General features: G+C 64.3%; 14 protein-coding genes and 1 tRNA gene. 9 read left to right on the top strand and 6 right to left on the bottom strand.

The features are described from left to right. Positions 1-374 precede the first annotated feature (374 nt). The 5 genes from FV217_RS13415 (at position 375) to FV217_RS22895 (ending at position 4,553) form a co-directional block, all read left to right on the top strand. A complete protein-coding gene (locus FV217_RS13415) occupies positions 375-686 on the top strand; it encodes an acyl carrier protein (protein WP_147817683.1) in 312 nt (103 codons plus the stop codon). Then, the gene (locus FV217_RS13420; RefSeq protein ID WP_147817684.1) at positions 683-1,879 is read left to right on the top strand and encodes a beta-ketoacyl-[acyl-carrier-protein] synthase family protein; all 1,197 of its coding nucleotides are present in this window, start codon (positions 683-685) and stop codon (positions 1,877-1,879) included. The genes FV217_RS13415 and FV217_RS13420 overlap by 4 nt, the downstream gene beginning before the upstream one ends. A 137-nt stretch (positions 1,880-2,016) precedes the next feature. Beyond that, positions 2,017-2,589, top strand: a complete 573-nt coding sequence (locus tag FV217_RS13425) for a MaoC family dehydratase (RefSeq protein WP_147817695.1) — start codon at positions 2,017-2,019, stop codon at positions 2,587-2,589. 59 nt (positions 2,590-2,648) lie between these two features. Next, complete coding sequence (locus tag FV217_RS13430; RefSeq protein ID WP_147817685.1) at positions 2,649-4,217, top strand: hypothetical protein; 1,569 nt, start codon at positions 2,649-2,651, stop codon at positions 4,215-4,217. A 24-nt stretch (positions 4,218-4,241) separates the two neighbouring features. Beyond that, positions 4,242-4,553 (top strand): hypothetical protein, encoded by a 312-nt coding sequence (locus FV217_RS22895; RefSeq protein ID WP_187272549.1) that lies wholly within the window; start codon positions 4,242-4,244, stop codon positions 4,551-4,553. A 194-nt stretch (positions 4,554-4,747) separates the two neighbouring features. Here the strand turns inward: FV217_RS22895 and FV217_RS13435 are convergent, their stop codons facing one another. Together FV217_RS13435 and FV217_RS13440 are read right to left on the bottom strand one after the other, a co-directional pair. Beyond that, positions 4,748-5,242, bottom strand: a complete 495-nt coding sequence (locus tag FV217_RS13435; RefSeq protein ID WP_147817686.1) for a GNAT family N-acetyltransferase — start codon at positions 5,240-5,242, stop codon at positions 4,748-4,750. Positions 5,243-5,467: 225 nt separating this feature from the next. Further along, positions 5,468-5,544 (bottom strand) — tRNA-His (locus FV217_RS13440). 159 nt (positions 5,545-5,703) lie between these two features. Between FV217_RS13440 and FV217_RS13445 the strand changes: the two genes are divergently transcribed. Both FV217_RS13445 and FV217_RS13450 read left to right on the top strand, forming a co-directional pair. Further along, positions 5,704-7,527 carry a chloride channel protein gene (locus FV217_RS13445; protein WP_147817687.1) on the top strand — a complete coding sequence of 608 codons (1,824 nt, stop codon included), beginning with the start codon at positions 5,704-5,706 and terminating at the stop codon, positions 7,525-7,527. A gap of 60 nt (positions 7,528-7,587) precedes the next feature. Then, a complete protein-coding gene (locus tag FV217_RS13450; RefSeq protein ID WP_147817688.1) occupies positions 7,588-8,667 on the top strand; it encodes a tartrate dehydrogenase in 1,080 nt (359 codons plus the stop codon). A 158-nt stretch (positions 8,668-8,825) separates the two neighbouring features. On the opposite strand, the gene FV217_RS13455 is transcribed toward FV217_RS13450, so the two are convergent. The 3 genes from FV217_RS13455 to FV217_RS13465 all read right to left on the bottom strand — a co-directional run bounded on the left by FV217_RS13455 (position 8,826) and on the right by FV217_RS13465 (position 13,166). Beyond that, positions 8,826-9,781 (bottom strand): IS630 family transposase gene (locus FV217_RS13455; protein ID WP_147817689.1). Its coding sequence is split into 2 segments (ribosomal slippage): positions 8,826-9,436 and positions 9,436-9,781, totalling 957 coding nucleotides; the frame shifts between segments, so codons are not numbered across the junction. A 176-nt stretch (positions 9,782-9,957) separates the two neighbouring features. Then, a complete protein-coding gene (locus FV217_RS13460) occupies positions 9,958-11,409 on the bottom strand; it encodes a nuclease PIN (RefSeq protein ID WP_147817690.1) in 1,452 nt (483 codons plus the stop codon). Next, positions 11,409-13,166: an SIR2 family protein gene (locus tag FV217_RS13465; protein WP_147817691.1), complete on the bottom strand. Its 1,758-nt coding sequence runs from the start codon at positions 13,164-13,166 to the stop codon at positions 11,409-11,411. Before FV217_RS13465 ends, FV217_RS13460 begins: the two co-directional genes overlap by 1 nt. Positions 13,167-13,603: 437 nt before the next feature. Here FV217_RS13465 and FV217_RS13470 point away from each other — a divergent pair, with 437 nt between their 5' ends. Next, the gene (locus tag FV217_RS13470) at positions 13,604-14,428 is read left to right on the top strand and encodes a 3-keto-5-aminohexanoate cleavage protein (protein ID WP_147817692.1); all 825 of its coding nucleotides are present in this window, start codon (positions 13,604-13,606) and stop codon (positions 14,426-14,428) included. Between the two features lie 69 nt (positions 14,429-14,497). Here FV217_RS13470 and FV217_RS13475 read toward each other — a convergent pair whose 3' ends face one another. After that, positions 14,498-15,856, bottom strand: coding sequence for an MFS family transporter (locus FV217_RS13475; protein ID WP_147817693.1), 1,359 nt, complete (start codon positions 15,854-15,856; stop codon positions 14,498-14,500). Positions 15,857-16,115: 259 nt separating this feature from the next. Between FV217_RS13475 and FV217_RS13480 the strand changes: the two genes are divergently transcribed. Next, positions 16,116-16,541 carry a VOC family protein gene (locus tag FV217_RS13480; protein ID WP_147817694.1) on the top strand — a complete coding sequence of 142 codons (426 nt, stop codon included), beginning with the start codon at positions 16,116-16,118 and terminating at the stop codon, positions 16,539-16,541. Positions 16,542-16,903: the final 362 nt, after the last annotated feature.

Consider the following 16,903-nt stretch of genomic DNA (forward strand, 5'->3'; position numbering starts at 1 on the left):
ATTGGTATGAACACGTCGCGATGACCCGGGATGAGACCGGACGCGACCTGTTCGCCTGCATCGAAGGTCGCTGCGACCGGTGGCGCATCCACTCGGCTCTCGGCGGCATCACGCGCGAGCAGGCGGAACGGGACGCGAGCCAAATCTGTGTTCGCGAAACCGGGGGAGGTTCAGTAGCTCTGCCGCCGTATGGTGCCAGTTACGAGAAGTTTTTAAAATAGTTCACAGTCATCCAGGGCGTGTATAATTGTCGATCGGAGGCGCGCTGCAGAGGTTTACTATAAAAATCGTTATAGAGTTAATGGTTGTTATAAAGCTTGATCGGAGAAGTCTAACAATGGCAATCGATGCATGAGCCAAATCGGAGCCGTGCCATGATCCCTTCCGTCGAAGCCGTTACTCCCGTCCAGGTCTCCCTGCCGGGGGGCGACGATGTCGAAGCCGGTCTCTTTCAAATCGTGCGCAAGTATCTCAAGACTCAGGACGCGGACTGGACTGCTGCGACGACCATGGCCGAAGCGCAGATCGATTCTCTGGATCTTGTCGAAGTGATCTTCGAAATCGAAGACCAGTTTGGCGTGGAGATCAATTTCAACGCAAACGCCAAGTCGGCCGACGAGACGACCTTCGGTGACGTGGTCGATCTGATCCGTTCCGCTCTCGCTGCCAAGGCCCGGAGAGCATGAACGCCGTCGTCGTCTCCGGTCTCGGGGTGACATCCCCAAGCGGCCTGGACCTCGAGGCGTTCTGGGCGAATCTGGCCGCAGGCCGGCCCAGTTTCACGCCGGCCCGGGCGCTGCCGGATTCAGGCGTGATCGCGGCTGAGATCGACGAGGCAACGGATTTTTCGGGCCTTCCGATCCCGGTCCCCGGCGCTTGCGACCGCAATGCCGTGCTCGCGGTCTCCGCGGCGGGCCGTGCGCTCGCGGATGCCGGCCTGGTGCCCGGCTCGGTGGCGCCCGAGCGGATCGCCGTGATCCTTGGCAACGGCGGCGGCGGCCTCACGAGCCTCGACGCACAGTACGAGCGGCTCTTCGTGGAGAACAAGCGTCCCCATCCGTTCTCGGTGGTGCGGGCGATGGGCAGTTCCTCGGCGAGCTGGGTCTCGATCGCTTGCGGAGCGCAGGGCCCCTGCTTCGTCATCGCCAGCGCTTGCGCCTCGGCGACCCATGCGATCGGTGTGGCGGCGCAACTCGTGCGCAGCGGCGTCGTGGACGTGGCCATCACCGGCGGCACCGAAGCCCCGCTCTCGCGCGGCACCCTGCTGGCCTGGAACGGAATGAAGATCATGAGCCGGACCGGCTGCCGGCCTTTCTCGCGCGACCGCGACGGTCTCGTCGTCGGCGAGGGCGCGGGCATCCTCGTGCTGGAGCGCGAGGCCCACGCCAGGGCCCGCGGGCGCAAGCCGACGGTCGCGGTGGCGGGCTTCGGCTCGGGCGCGGATGCGGGGGACATCGTGGCGCCGACCGTCGAGGGCATGGCGCGGGCGATGCGAGCCGCGCTTACCGACGCGGATCTGGCCGCGCGCGACATCGCCTACGTCAACGCGCATGGAACCGGGACGCGCGCGAACGATCTCACGGAGGTCCGGGCGCTGCGAGAGGTGTTCGGGCCCGGGGCGGTCCCGCCGGTCTCGTCGACCAAGGGCACCACCGGCCACGCGCTCGGTGCCGCAGGCGCGCTGGAGGCGGTGGCGACCGTTCTCGCGATGACGCGTTCGGTGGCTCCTCCCACGGCCAACCTGACGGACCAGGACCCGGAACTCGATATCGACGCGATCCCGCTTCTCGCCCGTCCGATGCCGATCCGGGCGGCTATGTCGAACTCCTTCGCCTTCGGCGGGCTGAATGCCAGTCTGATCCTGCGCCAAGTGAGTTGAGCCTCCGGCTCCTGGGTACCGTTTGGCAATGCGGGATTGGGTACGGCGCCGCGAGCCGCCGGGAGACCAGGAGGCGGTATGGCAGTCCTGCCGTGTGCCGCCCGCGACAAGCAACCAGATCTGAGGGGGCAGGGATGATGGCGGCCTGTGGGAGCGCGGCACCGAGCGATCCGGGGGGGACCGATCCGATCCCCGACGGACGCGAGGCCTTCCTGGCGGATCTGCGGCTGCGCGTCGGCACCCAGATCGGAGCTTCGGCCTGGACGGTCGTCGACCAGACCCGGATCGACCGCTTCGCGGCGGCGACGGGCGATCACCAGTTCGTCCATGTCGACCCGGTTCGTGCGGCGGCCGAGACGCCGTTCGGAGGGACCGTGGCGCATGGCTACCTGACCCTCGCGATACTCGGCGGTGCCTTGGGCGAGGTTCTGCCCGTCCATCCATGCGTACGCGCCGTGCTGAATCTCGGGGCCGACAAGGTGAGGTTTCTTGCGCCTGTATGCACGGGCGCACGGGTTCGCGGGGTCTTTACCCTCAACGGCGTCAGCGGGTTGCCTGAGAACAAGGCTGCCCTGCGGCTCGCAGCCACGATGGAGGTCGCGGAGGCCGGCACTGAAGCCGCGCGACCGGCGCTCCGGGCTGAGCTGACCTTGATGCTGATCTTCTCCGATGCGGCGGAGGCGCCAGCCCCGCCAGATCCGCCTCGGTGACGAAGCCTCTACGTGCTCCCAGCGAGGTTGCTTGCGGCAGGCCGATCGGACCGCGTCGTATGCAGGAGGATAGCGGAGCGAATTTCGCAAATGCGACCCTGAGTTTAAAGGTTATTGACGGGTTATTCCGATCTGCAAATCAAAGTGAACAGCGCTTAGGTATTAAGCTGCTTGCTGCCACTCTAAAGACAGATTTTTTCTCATCTTCCTACGAATTCGAATTCAGTGCGCGATCTCGTGGCTACGGCCTCTATCCTCACACCGAGCAGGAGTTACAAGACTGGTTTACTAGATGTCTCCAATTTACAGAGCCATTTATAACATTGGATTCTTCTGTTGGTAACGACGTGCGCACCGTGATTGTACGAGCATTTCGCGGCTTAATGGTATGGGGCGGCCAAATCGACACGCTAACACGCCTCGCACACTCTGTAGTCGAAGCCCGTGGGTTCTGGCCAGAAGGGTGGGCAGCCTTGCGCGAGACGCGCATGCTCAATGGCAAGACCCTCGTCCCAAATTCGCTGGCAGATCTCGGCGCTCTGGAGGACTTCCTCCGCCCAAGGAATACGACCGAAATGGTTCGCAGCGTTGTTTTAAAAGAGGGCGGCATCTACGATGATATAGACGACCTAGATGACATTGAGAGCGGACTAACACGGGCGATAGATCGAGAATCCGCAATCATCGCGCGCTTGGCGGAGGAGGTGGCAGCCGACGCAACCGCTTGGCAGTCGTTGTTGCCCGAATTGGTTGCCAGTCGCAGCCCAAAAGCAGGGCGCTTTGGTGAACATCTGGCGCAGGCTACTCAGACACCACGAGCCCTATGGACAACCCTGGTTACGCGGACGGCTGCTACGTCGGAACCGGGCATCTCAATCTTATGCGGTTTTCTCAGTGGAGTTCAAAAAAATGATGCTTCGCTTGCCCGCGAGATACTTGATGAGGCGCTCGAAGATCCGGTTCTCGGACCTTGGTTGCCAACTCTGCAAATCGGTACTCTCCTGGATACTGAAGCGCTGGCCCGGCTGCATCGCTCCCTCGACAGCGGCATGGCACCGGTTGAGCGATATTTTGGTCTCGCATACGGCAGCGTTGTCGACGCCATCGCGGAACCCGAACTGAAACGCTTGCTTTGTAGGATCGCCGAAATCGAAGGGGGTCACGCGGTCGCACGACGCGTCCTCGTCATGAGATATTTTGGAGATAGAAGCGCTGAGCGGGTCATCGGTGATGATCTCATTGAGACCGGTCGTATGCTGCTCACGGGCATCCGATTTTCGCGCGCGACCGAGAACCTATCGCGGGAGGACTACGACCTCGCCCTGTTGGCGCGCATAGCGCTCGTAGGCGAAGGGGGGCGCTCTATCGTCCAGGCTCTAGGTCGCTCGCTTGCGTCGGCGATCTCTCGCTATGAGATTCATCGGTACGATTATGACGACCTCGTACAGGCTTTGTTCGAGGTCCATCCCACTGAGATGCTCGACACGCTCTTTGCAGGAGACGAAATCTCGCGTCGGCGAAGTGCAGAGTTCTTGGGTGAGCTACCACGTGCCGGCAAGGCTCCACTGAGCGAAACGCCTGACGATGTTGTCCTGGCATGGTGCGGCCGGGAGCCTTCCGTGCGTTAGCCTCTTGCAGCCAGCTTTGCTTCGTTGTTCACGCGGTCCGACGAGCACGCTCCGCTCGAATGGTCGAGCCTTACGCGTCGCCTGCTTTTTGAAGCCCCGGATGCTGGTGACGTTTTCAAGGAGATCGTTGATCGCCTCCGCCCACGAGCTTGGAGTGGATCGCGGGCAACAGCTATCGAATCTCGCCTAATTCTTCTGAACCAGCTCAACATTGATACATTGCCAGTACTTGCGGAACCAATGGAACGCGCGCGAGTGGCATTGATCGCCAGTGTCGAGATTGAGCGTCGACGCGAACTGGCCGAAGCCATGCAACGTGATAACCGGTTTGAGTGACCTTCGTATTGCACCGTAGTAGGTTACTGAGAACGGTATCGAAACTGAAAAGCCGGAGGCGGTGAATTAGTATTTGGTGGGCGCTCTGGAGCGAATCATCAGCGACGTCTATGACCTAGTGGTCGAAATCTGACGGATGGTACCCGTGCCTCAGGTGTGCCTTTGACCTGTCGGCATGCTCTGTCGGCAGGTTGTTAAAGCGCCTGGAACATCACCAAGGCATCGACATCGCCGTTGGCGGGATGGTGGAAGGCGAGAGGTAATCGACCCACTATCGCGAACCCAAGCTTCTGCCAAAGCCGAACTGCCCGCTCGTTGGTGCTCACCACGGAGTTGAACTGCATGCCCCGGTATCCACGAGATCGAGCGTGAGCCAGGCCGTGCTCGCCCATAAGCCCTGCGATGCCGCGTCCGGTGGCATCGGCGCTGACCATGAAGCCGCAGTTGCAGACATGACGACCACCGCCTGCTTGGTTCGGTCGCATGTAGTAGGTTCCGAGGGTGATCCCGTCCTCCTCAGCGACAAAGGTCTCCTTGTCCGGACCCATCCAGTAAGCGAGCGCCTGCTCTTCCGTCATGTCCCGGTCGAGCGTGTAGGTCTCACCAGCACGGATAACCGGCTCAATGATCGACCAGATGGCGGGGGCATGTTCGGGACGGGAAATGCGGATCAGCATGGCGACGCGCATAACCGCGATCTCCGAAGCCCGGAAGCTCCTTGTCCGTAGGTCTGCCCACCAACCGGTCCGGACGTTCGGGGCGGTTACCAAGCGTCAGATTTCCACCACTAGCCCGCATCGATCAAACCCAGTGGGCTTACTATCGGCTTACTAGGGCACCTTTTCAGTAAGCCACCTGCCAATGCAAAAGGGGCCGGCGCAGCGCCAACCCCTTGCATCGTCACGAAAAACCGATGGTACCACCGCCCCGGCTCGAACGGGGGACCTCTTGATCCACAATCAAGCGCTCTAACCAACTGAGCTACGGCGGCACTGCGGCAGCGTGTATCGTGCACGCTGGCGCTTTTCAAGCGGGCGGATGACGGCATCGAAGCTGCCTCCGATTCCCGCGTTGACAGCTGTGCTCCTCCCGGTAGGCCGTTTCCATCGCCGCTCGCGCGGCCCGGACGTGGAACGGGGACAGCCCGTCGATGAAGTCGCCCACTCTCGGCGCTGCGCGTGGTTTGATCCGGGTTCCGGAACGCTTGCGCGCCCTCGTGCGCGGCAGTGAGGCGGGGCTCGTCGTACTCGCTGCCGTCATCGGCTGCGTCGGCGGTTTCGCGGTCGTGGCGATGGGCGTCGTGACGCAGCTGCTGCGGGAGGCGCTCTACCATCTCCCGCACGGCGCCCGGCTCAGTGCCATGACCGAACTGCCGACGGAGCTCGCCCTGGCGGGGCCGGCCCTCGGCGGGGCGCTTCTGGGCCTCCTGGGGCTGGCCATGGCGCGGCGCCGCGGCGGGCAGCCTCGGAGGGCGATGATCGATCCGATCGAGGCCAATGCGCTGCATGGAGGGCGGATGTCGCTGCGCGACTCCGTCACCGTCGCCGTCCAGAACGTGATCTCGAACGGCTGCGGCGCCTCGGTCGGGCTCGAGGCCGGCTATACGCAGATTGCCGGCGGCCTCGCCTCGCGGGCCGGCATCGCCTTCGGCCTGCGCCGCTCGGATCTGCGGACCTTGGTGGGATGCGGCTCCGCGGCCGCGATCGGAGCCGCCTTCGGCTCGCCGCTGACCGGCGCCTTCTACGCCTACGAGCTGATCATCGGCACCTACACCATCGCGACCCTCGCCCCGGTGGTGGCCGCCGCGTTCTGCGGCAGCCTCGTCGCCCGGTCGCTGGTCGCGCAGGCGGCGTTCGTCGATGTGCGGGGGCTGGCGGTCAGCATGCAGGGCGGTATCGCGGTGGCGGACACGCTGGCATGCCTCGCCCTCGGATTCGTCTGCGCCGGACTCGGCGTGGCCATCATGCGCGGCGTCACCCTGGTCGAGCGCGGGTTCCGCCGGACCGGCATCCCCGCTGCGCTGCGGCCGCTGCTCGGCGGCCTCTGCGTCGGCGGGCTTGCGCTCGCCACGACGCCCCAGGTGCTCTCGGGCGGTCACGGCGCCCTGCATTTCCACCTGTCCGAGTCGGCGGCGAGCCTCGGCGTGGGGGCGTTGACGGGCTTGCTCGCGGCCAAGGCGGCGGCGTCGGCGATCTCGATCGGCGCGGGCTTCCGCGGCGGGCTGTTCTTCGCCTCGCTCTTCCTCGGAGTGCTCGCCGGCAAGCTGTTCTACCTGCTGGCGCCCGGCATCGACGCCATCACCATGACGGCGACAGCCTACGCGATCGTCGGGATGGCGGCGCTGGCGGTCGCCATCGTCGGCGGCCCGCTGACGATGACCTTCCTCGCGCTCGAGATGACCGGCAGCTTCCCCCTGGCCGGCCTCGTGCTCGCCGCCGTGATCGCCGCCTCGCTTACCGTCCGGAAAACCTTCGGATATTCCTTCGCGACCTGGCGCTTCCACCTCCGCGGCGAGAGCATCCGCAGCGCCCACGACATCGGCTGGATCCGCAGCCTCACCGTCGGCCGCCTGATGCGCAAGGACGTGCGCACCGTGCCCCTCGACACGCCGCTGGCGGTCTTCCTGCGCGAGCACCCGCTCGGCTCGCCCTCTCTGGTGGTGGTGACGGATGCGCGCGACCGCTATGCCGGAATCGTGCTCGTGCCGGAGGCCCACGCCCAGGCCGGCGGGCGCCCCGGAGAGCCGGCCCGCCTCGCTGACGTGGCTAGACATGGCACGGCCATGTTGTTTGCCGGGATGAACGCCAAGGAGGCCATGGCCGCGTTCGACCGCACCGAGAGCGAGGCCCTCGCCGTGGTCGACGGGCCGGACAGCCTGGCCGTGATCGGCCTCCTCACCGAAAGCCACACCCTGCGCCGCTACAGCGAGGAACTCGACCGCCAGCGCCAGGCCGTGGTCGGCGAGACGTCTTGACCTCGGGCCGGCGCGCGGCACTTCCCGCAGGGAGGGCGCCCGCCAGCAGAGAGCGAAACGATGGCCGGATCGGCACGCAGCTACCGCATCGCGGTGATCCCCGGAGACGGCATCGGCAAGGAGGTCGTGCCCGAGGGCGTGCGCGTGCTGGAGGCCGCCGCCCGGCGCCACGGCTTCACGCTCCGGCAGGACTGGTTCGATTTCGCCTCCTGCGACTATTACGAGGCCCACGGCCGCATGATGCCGGAGGACTGGAAGCCGCGGATCGCGGGCCACGACGCCATCTTCTTCGGCGCCGTCGGCATGCCGGAGCGCGTGCCCGACCACATCTCGCTCTGGGGCTCGCTGATCCAGTTCCGGCGCGAATTCGACCAATACGCCAACCTGCGCCCCGTCCGCCTGATGCCGGGCGTCAAGAGCCCGCTCGCCGGCCGCGAGCCCGGCGACATCGATTTCTGGGTGGTGCGCGAAAACACCGAGGGCGAGTACTCGAATGCCGGCGGCCGCATGTTCGCCGGCACCGCGCGCGAATTCGCGATCCAGGAGACCGTGATGACGCGCCACGGCACCGACCGCATCCTGCGCTTCGCCTTCGACCTCGCGCAGTCGCGGCCGAAGAAGCACCTGACCTCGGCCACCAAGTCGAACGGCATCTCGATCACGATGCCGTTCTGGGACGAGCGCGTCCGCGCCGTCGCGGCCGATTATCCCGACGTGGCCTGGGACCAGTACCACATCGACATCCTCACCGCGCATTTCGTGCTGAACCCGGACCGCTTCGACGTCGTCGTCGCCTCCAACCTCTTCGGCGATATCTTGTCCGACCTCGGCCCCGCCTGCACCGGCACCATCGGCATCGCGCCCTCCGGCAACATCAATCCGGAGCGCGCGCACCCCTCGGTGTTCGAGCCGGTCCACGGCTCGGCCCCGGACATCGCCGGCCTGGGGCTGGCCAACCCGATCGGCCAGATCTGGTCCGGCGCGATGATGCTCGAACACCTCGGCGAGACCGAAGCCGCCGCCGAGATCGTTTCGGCGATCGAACGCGTGCTGAGCGAGCGGACGCTGCGGACGCGGGATCTTGGCGGGATTGCCGGGACGGAGGAATGTGGGAAGGCGGTGGTGGCGGCGTTGGGGTAGGGGGCCGTTGGAAGCTTGGTCGCCGTTCTCAGAGACAATCTGTGATCTATTGCGGATGTTCAGGCGATGGCTGCTTCGCGTCCAAGTCTGCCGTTCCGGACGCTTACTACCGATGCTGAAAATCAGCCTCCGTTCATCCGACCTAGAGCCGTTCCCGGTTATGTTGGGTTGAAGGCATCGTATCCAGCAGCGGCGACATAGTTTCGGCATTCGTCGGGTTTGAAAGCGGCGAAGGCGTTTCGGATTGCGACCCAAAGGTCTGGAACGGTGCGCGCCGCAGCCGTTCGCAGGAGCGCTTTCAGCTTGGCGAAGGCTTTCTCGATCGGGTTGAAGTCCGGGCTGTAGGCCGGGAGGTAGAGCAGGCGAGCGCCGGCCGCCGCGATGGCCGTCCGCACGCCGGCCACCTTGTGGACGCTCAGGTTGTCGAGGATGACCGTGTCGCCGCGCTTCAGCACCGGGACCAGGGTATCGGTGACGTAAGCCAGGAAGCGCTCGCCGTTCGTCGCTCCGTCGAACAAGGTGGTGGCGACGAGGCCGCTCGTGCGTAAAGCGGCGGTGACGGTAGTGGTCTTGTAGTGCCCGTGCGGAGCGGAGATGCGGCAGCGCTCGCCGCGTTGAGACCGGCCATAGGGCCGAACCATGTTGGTGGCGGCGGCCGTCTCGTCGATGAAGACGAGGGTGTTCGGGTCGAGATCGAGTTGCCCCTCGAACCACGCGCTTCGGGCCGCACTTACGTCCTCGCGCTGCTGCTCGTCTGCGTGAAGAGCCCCTTTTTACGGGTCATGCCGTGGCGACCGAAGAACCGCCACAAGCCACTCGTGCTGGTTCGGACACCCTGCTCGGCCAGGGTATCGCGCAGTTCCCGCAGGAAGATCTGCGGATGGGCACGGCAGATCTCCAGGATCGTTTCGGCATGAGCCTCGATGGCGGGCGGGGACCGGTCGCCGCCCGCGGGCTTGGGCGCGATCTCACCCGCGTCCCGGAAGCGCGCGTGCCACCGGATCGCGCTGGCCTTCCCAACACCGAAGCGCTCGGCCGCCTGCCGCCGCGAGGACCCGGCTTCGATCGCTTCGATGACACGCTCCCGCAGATCGACCGACAGAGCTGACGGCATGGCGCTCTCCTGCGAAAGCGCCCCATCGAATCAGAACGGGCCCGTCACCGCCACCCCCGACTCAATCCGAAGGGGAACGGCTCTAAGCGCTGGCGCCTCGACTCCCGGCCTTCGCCTTCATCTGCATCGCGGCGTCGTTATGATCGGAGGGGGCATCGATCATGCTGAGATCGTTTCTACATAAAAAGGCGATACGGATAGACGTTTCTCGGCAAGTCCGGAACGTTCGCGATCGTCCGAGCCAATTTCTGGGAATAACGAATACTTACTGGCACGGGATCGTAGAGAGCGTCATTATTCCAATCCATCTTGGTAAGTGCAAGCGCCTCATGCGCAGTGAGTTCGAGAGGGCCGCTACCTGTATGCCGTATTAGCTGTAGTGGCCTAGGTATGCTTTTCTTGCCTTGATAGTAATCGCCTGTGGTTGAGACTTCAGGAGCATTGCCTGCCACCCAGACGAGCGCCGAATTGCCCGATCGCACCACCATCGTTCCTCGAGGCACAGGATAGCCCGATGGGCGCGTAGGAGGCTTTGGCTGGCGCGACTTGATCAGCCAGATGCCGCGCCAGCAGGACGCCAAACTGACTTCAATGCACTCGATTTCTGGGACGCCGGCTAAGGCATCGAACGCTCCTTCAATCTCGCCGTCTTTAAAGGCGGTAGTCTTATGGATAACGATCCGCTTAGGCAGGTTGCCGCCATTGCGTCCTTGGTAGAGTTCCAGACTACGGGCAAGTACCGAACGCATGTCGTCGCGGTTCAGAAAGGGATTTCTGCGGGCCTCCGCGATGTCGGCGACTGGATCGCGCGCCTCGAACGCAACGAACTGCATGCCGCCGCCATCTACGTCAAAAACCTGCGAGCAGCACGTAACATAGTGTGCATCCCGCTGATCGCCCCGCAGCGCATAAGCAAGCCCGATGTAGGCCGTATCCGCCGGCACACCCTTCAGCGGTGCCAGTTTCCACGGCGTGCCGGCGGCCTTCACATACAGAGCGGTCGCCAGCCGCCACGCGAGCGATGCCTTGTGTGTGAAGGTGAATGCCCGATCATTGAGGACCTGAGTCGGAATGTTGTATTTTGCGCCTAGGGCTTTAAGCGCATCGTGTGCGTCGAAGAACTTGCCCCGCGTAGCTGAGTTCCAACTGTCAGGGAAATGGACGAGCACGACGTCAAAGTCGTTCCGTACCGTGTCGAGCCGTCGGAGCGCTGCTTCCATCGCCAGAAAAAGCCGGGCTTGCGGCTCGCCGTCGCCAGGAAGCTGGTGCAGATGCTCGGGCCATTTGATGTGCGCGTCACGCGGCGCGGGCTGAAGCGCAACATGGAATAGTGTTTCGAAGCCGGGATACTCCGGCACATATTCTGACCGATCGGAAGGGCGATGTGAATTGCGCAGCGACAGCATCAGTTCGCCGCGACGCCTGAAAGCGCTCTCCGGGCCCACCGTCGCGATTCGTACGCGCGACGTGTATCCGCCGAATGATCCTTTCGAATAAGGTCCAAAATTCGCAAGCCCCCTGAGCGGGTGGACATCTACTTGCTTTGGATCGGAGGGCGAGAATGTCAGAAGGGGCTCATCTAGCAACGTGAACGGTGGGAGCTTCGTTACCAGAGCTGGGCTGCTCATCACTTGCTCCTGTCGAAATAGGCATGGTGATGGCCCGGGCGGCTCCAACCGGTGACCGGCGAGATCTCGAACACCGCATCGATCCCCGAGCCATCTTCCAGCCCGAAAGCCCGCCTTGCCCCACCCCCGGTGGTTGTCAGAAGCTGAGCCCAGGCATTGATGATGGCCGCCCAATTCCTGTTGTAGCGCTGCGCCCACCGCTCCCGGCGCCAGTCGCCTGCCGGGTCGCCCCCGCGATCCACGCGAGCGGCCATCGGACCCAAATCGGCTGTGTCCGACTCGTCCGAATTGCTCTTTTGAGAAAAACTCGGCCTTGGGATGTGCACGAAGGTGTACGGTTCGAAGCCGCACCACCAGCGGCCGTCGAATTGGTCTAGCTTCAGGAAAACGCCTTCCTGGAATGGAAATCCGAGCCTGGGAATGGTCCCGGACAGTGCACATCCGTAAGCATCTCGCAGTGTCGTCAACACCTGCTCGTTCCGGCGAGTTCGTTCTGGATCTTCCCCGTTGCGCGGCGCCGCAACGACGACCGAATGGCCGGCGCGCTTGTACATGGGAATGAGTGGGCGATGTCTCGCCAAACTTCTTACCAGCGCGTCGTAGAGTAGTCCCAGCGCCCAGCTGTCGGCGACCGGATCAAGTTTGATCTCGCCTGCTACCGTCGGGCCAAGCGGTGCGAGAGCGCTCAGAATATCTTGATCTCGGCCGAAGACAGCTAGCTCCCGTCCGTTCGCCGCGACGGTCGCCCTACGGTTCTTCTCCTTTAGCAACTCCCTGACGGCGGGAGATGTCGTGGGTTTAGCAAGTGTTACGCGCCTAGCGCTGCAAGGCATCTTTTCGATGAGAAGGGCTGAATAGCGCAAAACGGGGAAAGGCCGTGCTTCGGCGGTCGGAAGTTGCACTGGCACTAGCCGAGGCGTGGGGCGGCCAAGCATTACCCGATCGAACAACATTACCGGTAAGTCAATTGTCTTGATGGTGTCGGCAGCTAGTTCATCGAAGGTTGCACATTCAATGATCGCCACATCGACGCCAGCAAGCTGCGCCCGGTTGAGGAATTCCGTCACTGCTGGCAGCAGCCGCGAGACGGAGGAGGTGACCCAGTACAGGCCGTTCGGGAACGGCGATGGATTGTCGAGAATCGTAGCCAATGCCTCTAAAATCGATGCGTCTCGCCCACTATAACCCACAAAGATCATCCCGAAACGCTTGCCGGCTTCCACCAGCACGTGCCGCATACGCGCGTCCTGCTCCTCCAGCTCCGGCCCCGTGTTCTTGATGGCGATCGACTGATAATCTCCATGGAGTTTCGCGACCAACGGCCAGTCCGACTCGTTCAGGCAACGCATCGCGCGTTCAGCAGAGTCGATCGCCGCAACGGTCGGACGAACTCGGTCCGAAACAGGCAAGATCATACTTGCCGAAAGCGCCGAATCCTCGACCAGCGGGTCGAAATTGGTCGTGAAAACACAATCGACTTTCCTGGCCGCGATCAGACTTCCAAGAACCTTATGCCCGAAGCAGGGCGTACCCTTGGAGATTGCATCATCGATGTACTGCCGACGATGCCTCGGCTGCGGGTACACCGATTCGAATGCGGCAGCATACTCGGTCGGGTCGCCATCGGACGGAAGCAGCGACGTTCGCCGAAAGAAGGCATCAATCCTATCAATCCAAATTGGATCGGCGGTATCGATTTCCCGCTTTGAAAGATTGTTCTCGCGACAGAAAATCTGCGCTTTAAACTCCCGGATCATTGCGTAGCCGGTAGGAATTCCCGAGGCGGCCGATGCGCCCGCGCCAAGAAACCATGATATTAGATTAGGCCTCAGAGCGAAGGCGGTTGCGAACTGTGGGGCGGATATTGTTGGAATGGGACCGATGACGCAATTCCTTCAACGTGCCTAAGAGGCAATTGTATTTTAATTCGGTCGTGGATCTGTAGATTTAATTCGTTCCGATGGTATTTTTGCTCCAATTTAAAATTTTTCGAGTGAAATTAGGCTCGTTTTTTGGGGTTGCTCCTTAGAAATCTAAAGACTGCAATCGGTAAACTCCGGACATCGAAATATGCTTACGAGATTGTCCGAGAAAAATCAGCTCTGATCAGCAGAAGCAGCGGCACTGCCGCCATCTTATATCGTACTTTCCGATCAGGCATCCAGCGTTAGATCAGGCTCGCAAGGAGCCACCCATGAGACCCGTCGTCGTCGCCGTCGCGATCACCGGATCGGTGCCGCGGACATCCGACAATCCGACGCTTCCGGTGACGCCGGCGGAGCAGGTCGCGTCGGCGCGGGACGCCTACGCGGCCGGGGCGTCGCTGGTGCATATCCATGTCCGCAACCCGGACGAGACGCCCTCCTCCGACCCCGCTCTTTTCGCGGCGGTGCAGGAGGGCGTGCGAAAACACTGTCCGGGGATGATCGTGCAGTTTTCCACCGGCGGGCGCGGGCGCGATCCGGCGACGCGGGGGCTGTCGCTGCGGCACCGGCCGGACATGGCCTCGCTCTCCACCGGCTCGGTGAACTTTCCGACGATCGTCTACGAGAACCCGGCGGCGCTGGTCACGGAGTTGGCCGAGAGCATGAAAGCGCAGGGCGTGCGGCCCGAGATCGAGATCTTCGACCTGTCGCATCTCCACGGGGCGCGCCGGCTCGTCGAGGCGGGGTTGATCGATGCGCGTCCGCACGTGCAGTTCGTGATGGGCGTCAAGAACGCGCTGCCGGCCGAGGAACGGCTGCTCGACATCCTGCTCGCCGAGACGCGGCGCATCCTGCCGGAGGCGACCTGGACGGCCGCCGGCATCGGCCGCCACCAGAGCGCGGTGATGGGCTGGGCGCTGGCGCGCGGCGCGGACGGGGTGCGCACCGGGCTCGAGGACAACATCCGGCTCTCCAAGTCCCGGCTCGCGGACGGCAACGCCGACCTGGTGCGGGTGGCGGTGGAGATCTGCGCGCGGCATGGGGCGCGGCCGGCGACCTGTGCCGAGGCGCGGGGGATGCTCGGCCTCGGCTGACGGCTGTCGGCGCGCTCCCGGACGCGCGATCTTTGCAGGCCGCGTGCTGCTCGCGGCGGGGTTCGTTCCCTAGGCCGCGACCAGCCGCGTCTTGCGTGTTAGCGCCTCCTCGACGGTGCCGTCGCCGTCGAGATAGCCGTGGCGCTTGGGGTTCGGCATGATCAGCGAGGCGGCGAAGGAGATCGCGAGCATGAATGCGACGTACCAGGGGAAGGTGCTCTCCATGCCCTCGTTCTTGAACCACAGCGCCACGTATTCCGCGGTGCCGCCGAACAGCGAGTTGGCGATGGCGTAGGAGAGGCCGACGCCGAGCGCCCGGACGTGGGTGGGGAACAGCTCGGCTTTCACGATGCCGCTGATGCCCGTGTAGAAGCTGATCGCGATCATCCCCGTCATGATCAGCCCGAAGGCGACGACCGGATCGGTGGTGCCGCCGATCGCCGTCATCAGCGGCACCACGAGCAGCATGGTCAGGCCGGAAAAGAGCAGCATGTTGGTCTTGCGGCCGATCCGGTCGGAGAGCCAGCCGAAGAAGGGCTGGATGATCATGTAGGTGAACAGCGCCACCGTCATCGTGCGCGAGGCCAGCACCGTCGGCATGTGCGCGGTGTTGACGAGATACTTCTGCATGTAGGTCGTGAACGTATAGAAGCTCAAGGATCCGCCGGCCGTGTAGGCCAGCACCACGCAGAACGCGCGCCAATGCTTGAACAGGGCGGCGAAGGTGCCGGAATCCTTGGAGTCGAGGTTGTCCTGCGTCGCCGTCTCGGCGAGCGAGCGGCGCAGGAACAGCGCCACCACGGCGGCGAGCGCGCCGATCACGAACGGGATGCGCCAGCCGCCGCCCTGGAGCTGCTCCTTGGTCATCACCGTCTGCAGCGTGACCAGCACCAGCGAGGCGAGGAGCTGTCCGCCGATCAGGGTGACGTACTGGAACGAGGCGTAGAAGCCGCGCTGCCCCTTGGTCGCGACCTCGCTCATGTAGGTGGCGCTGGTGCCGTACTCGCCGCCGACCGAGAGCCCCTGGATCATCCGCGCGAGCAGCAGGAAGACCGGGGCGAGCGTGCCGACGGTCTCGTAGGTCGGCAGCACCGCGATCAGCAGCGAGCCGGCGCACATCATCAGCACCGAGATCATCATCGAGGTCTTGCGTCCGAGCCGGTCGGCGATGCGGCCGAACAGCCAGCCGCCGACGGGCCGCATGAAGAACCCGACCGCGAAGATGCCCGCCGTCTGCAGCAGCTGGCTGGTGCTGTCGCCGGAGGGGAAGAACACCGGCGCGAAATAGAGCGCGAAGAAGGCGTAGCAGTAGAAGTCGTACCACTCGACGAGGTTGCCCGAGGAGGAGCCGACGATCGCCAGGATGCGGCGGCGGCGGTCGGCCGGATCGTCGGGCGCCGCGGGGGCGATCGCGAGGGCGTCGGTCATGGTACCTCCCGTGGCACCGGACTTTGCGCCGATTGCCGCTCTGAGCGCCGTCCGAAGCCGTGGCCGCCGGTCGGCGCTGGTCTGCGGGGACGGTCGCGCAAAGGCGATGGCGGCACAAGCCCTCGACGGAGGCTGTCCGCATCTCGAATGCAGCAGGGCGGGCCGGTCGCCGCCGCCATGGCCGGCCCGCGGCATTGCCCTATCCTGGGCCCTATCCCGGCAGGCACCGATGTCGTGACGACCGGACCGGAGACCGCGCATGCCGGACGATACCGCCCCGCCCCTCGGCGGCATCCTCGAAACCGCGCTCTACGTCGGCGACATGGACCGCGCCCGCCGGTTCTACGAAGGCGTGATGGGGCTGGTGCCGATGGTCGAGGATGCGCGCCTCGTCGCCTATCCGGTCGGCTCCAGCGTGCTGCTCCTGTTCCGGCGCGGCAGCACGCTGGAGCCGGTGACCCTGCCCGGCGGCGTGGTGCCGCCGCATGACGGCGCCGGCCCGCTCCACATGGCGTTCGCCGTCGCGGCGGAGACCCTCGACGCCTGGATCGCCCGGCTCGCGGCGCACGACGTCGCCGTCGAAAGCCGCGTCGCATGGCCGAAGGGCGGCACGAGCCTCTACTTCCGGGATCCGGACGGGCACGCCCTCGAACTCGCCACACCCGGGCTCTGGCGGAATTATTGAGTCGCAGGCGGGCGATCGCCTAATATCCCGGCCGCACGACAGGTGAGGCGGAAGCGCGACTGTAGAGAAGGCCGCGAAGACCGTTTGCCGAAAGTCACGGAACGGTTTCGCGGATGTCCTCGTTGCGGGCCTGGACACGGCGCCGCGAGGGCTGCCGGGCAAACCAACAGACGGGAAACGACGCCATGAACAAGCTCTTTCGGAGCACGATGACGGCTGCCCTGGTTGTGGTCGGGGCGACGACGGCCTTTGCGCAAGGCGGTGGCGCAGGTGGTGGAGCGGGCGGCGGCGCCGGTGGTGGTGCCGCGCTTGAACTGCACCGGCGCCGCGATCTCCCCGCGTGTCCCCTCCGGGAACATCAG

The organism is Methylobacterium sp. WL9, from assembly GCF_008040035.1.
In the GTDB taxonomy this organism is placed as follows: domain Bacteria; phylum Pseudomonadota; class Alphaproteobacteria; order Rhizobiales; family Beijerinckiaceae; genus Methylobacterium; species Methylobacterium thuringiense.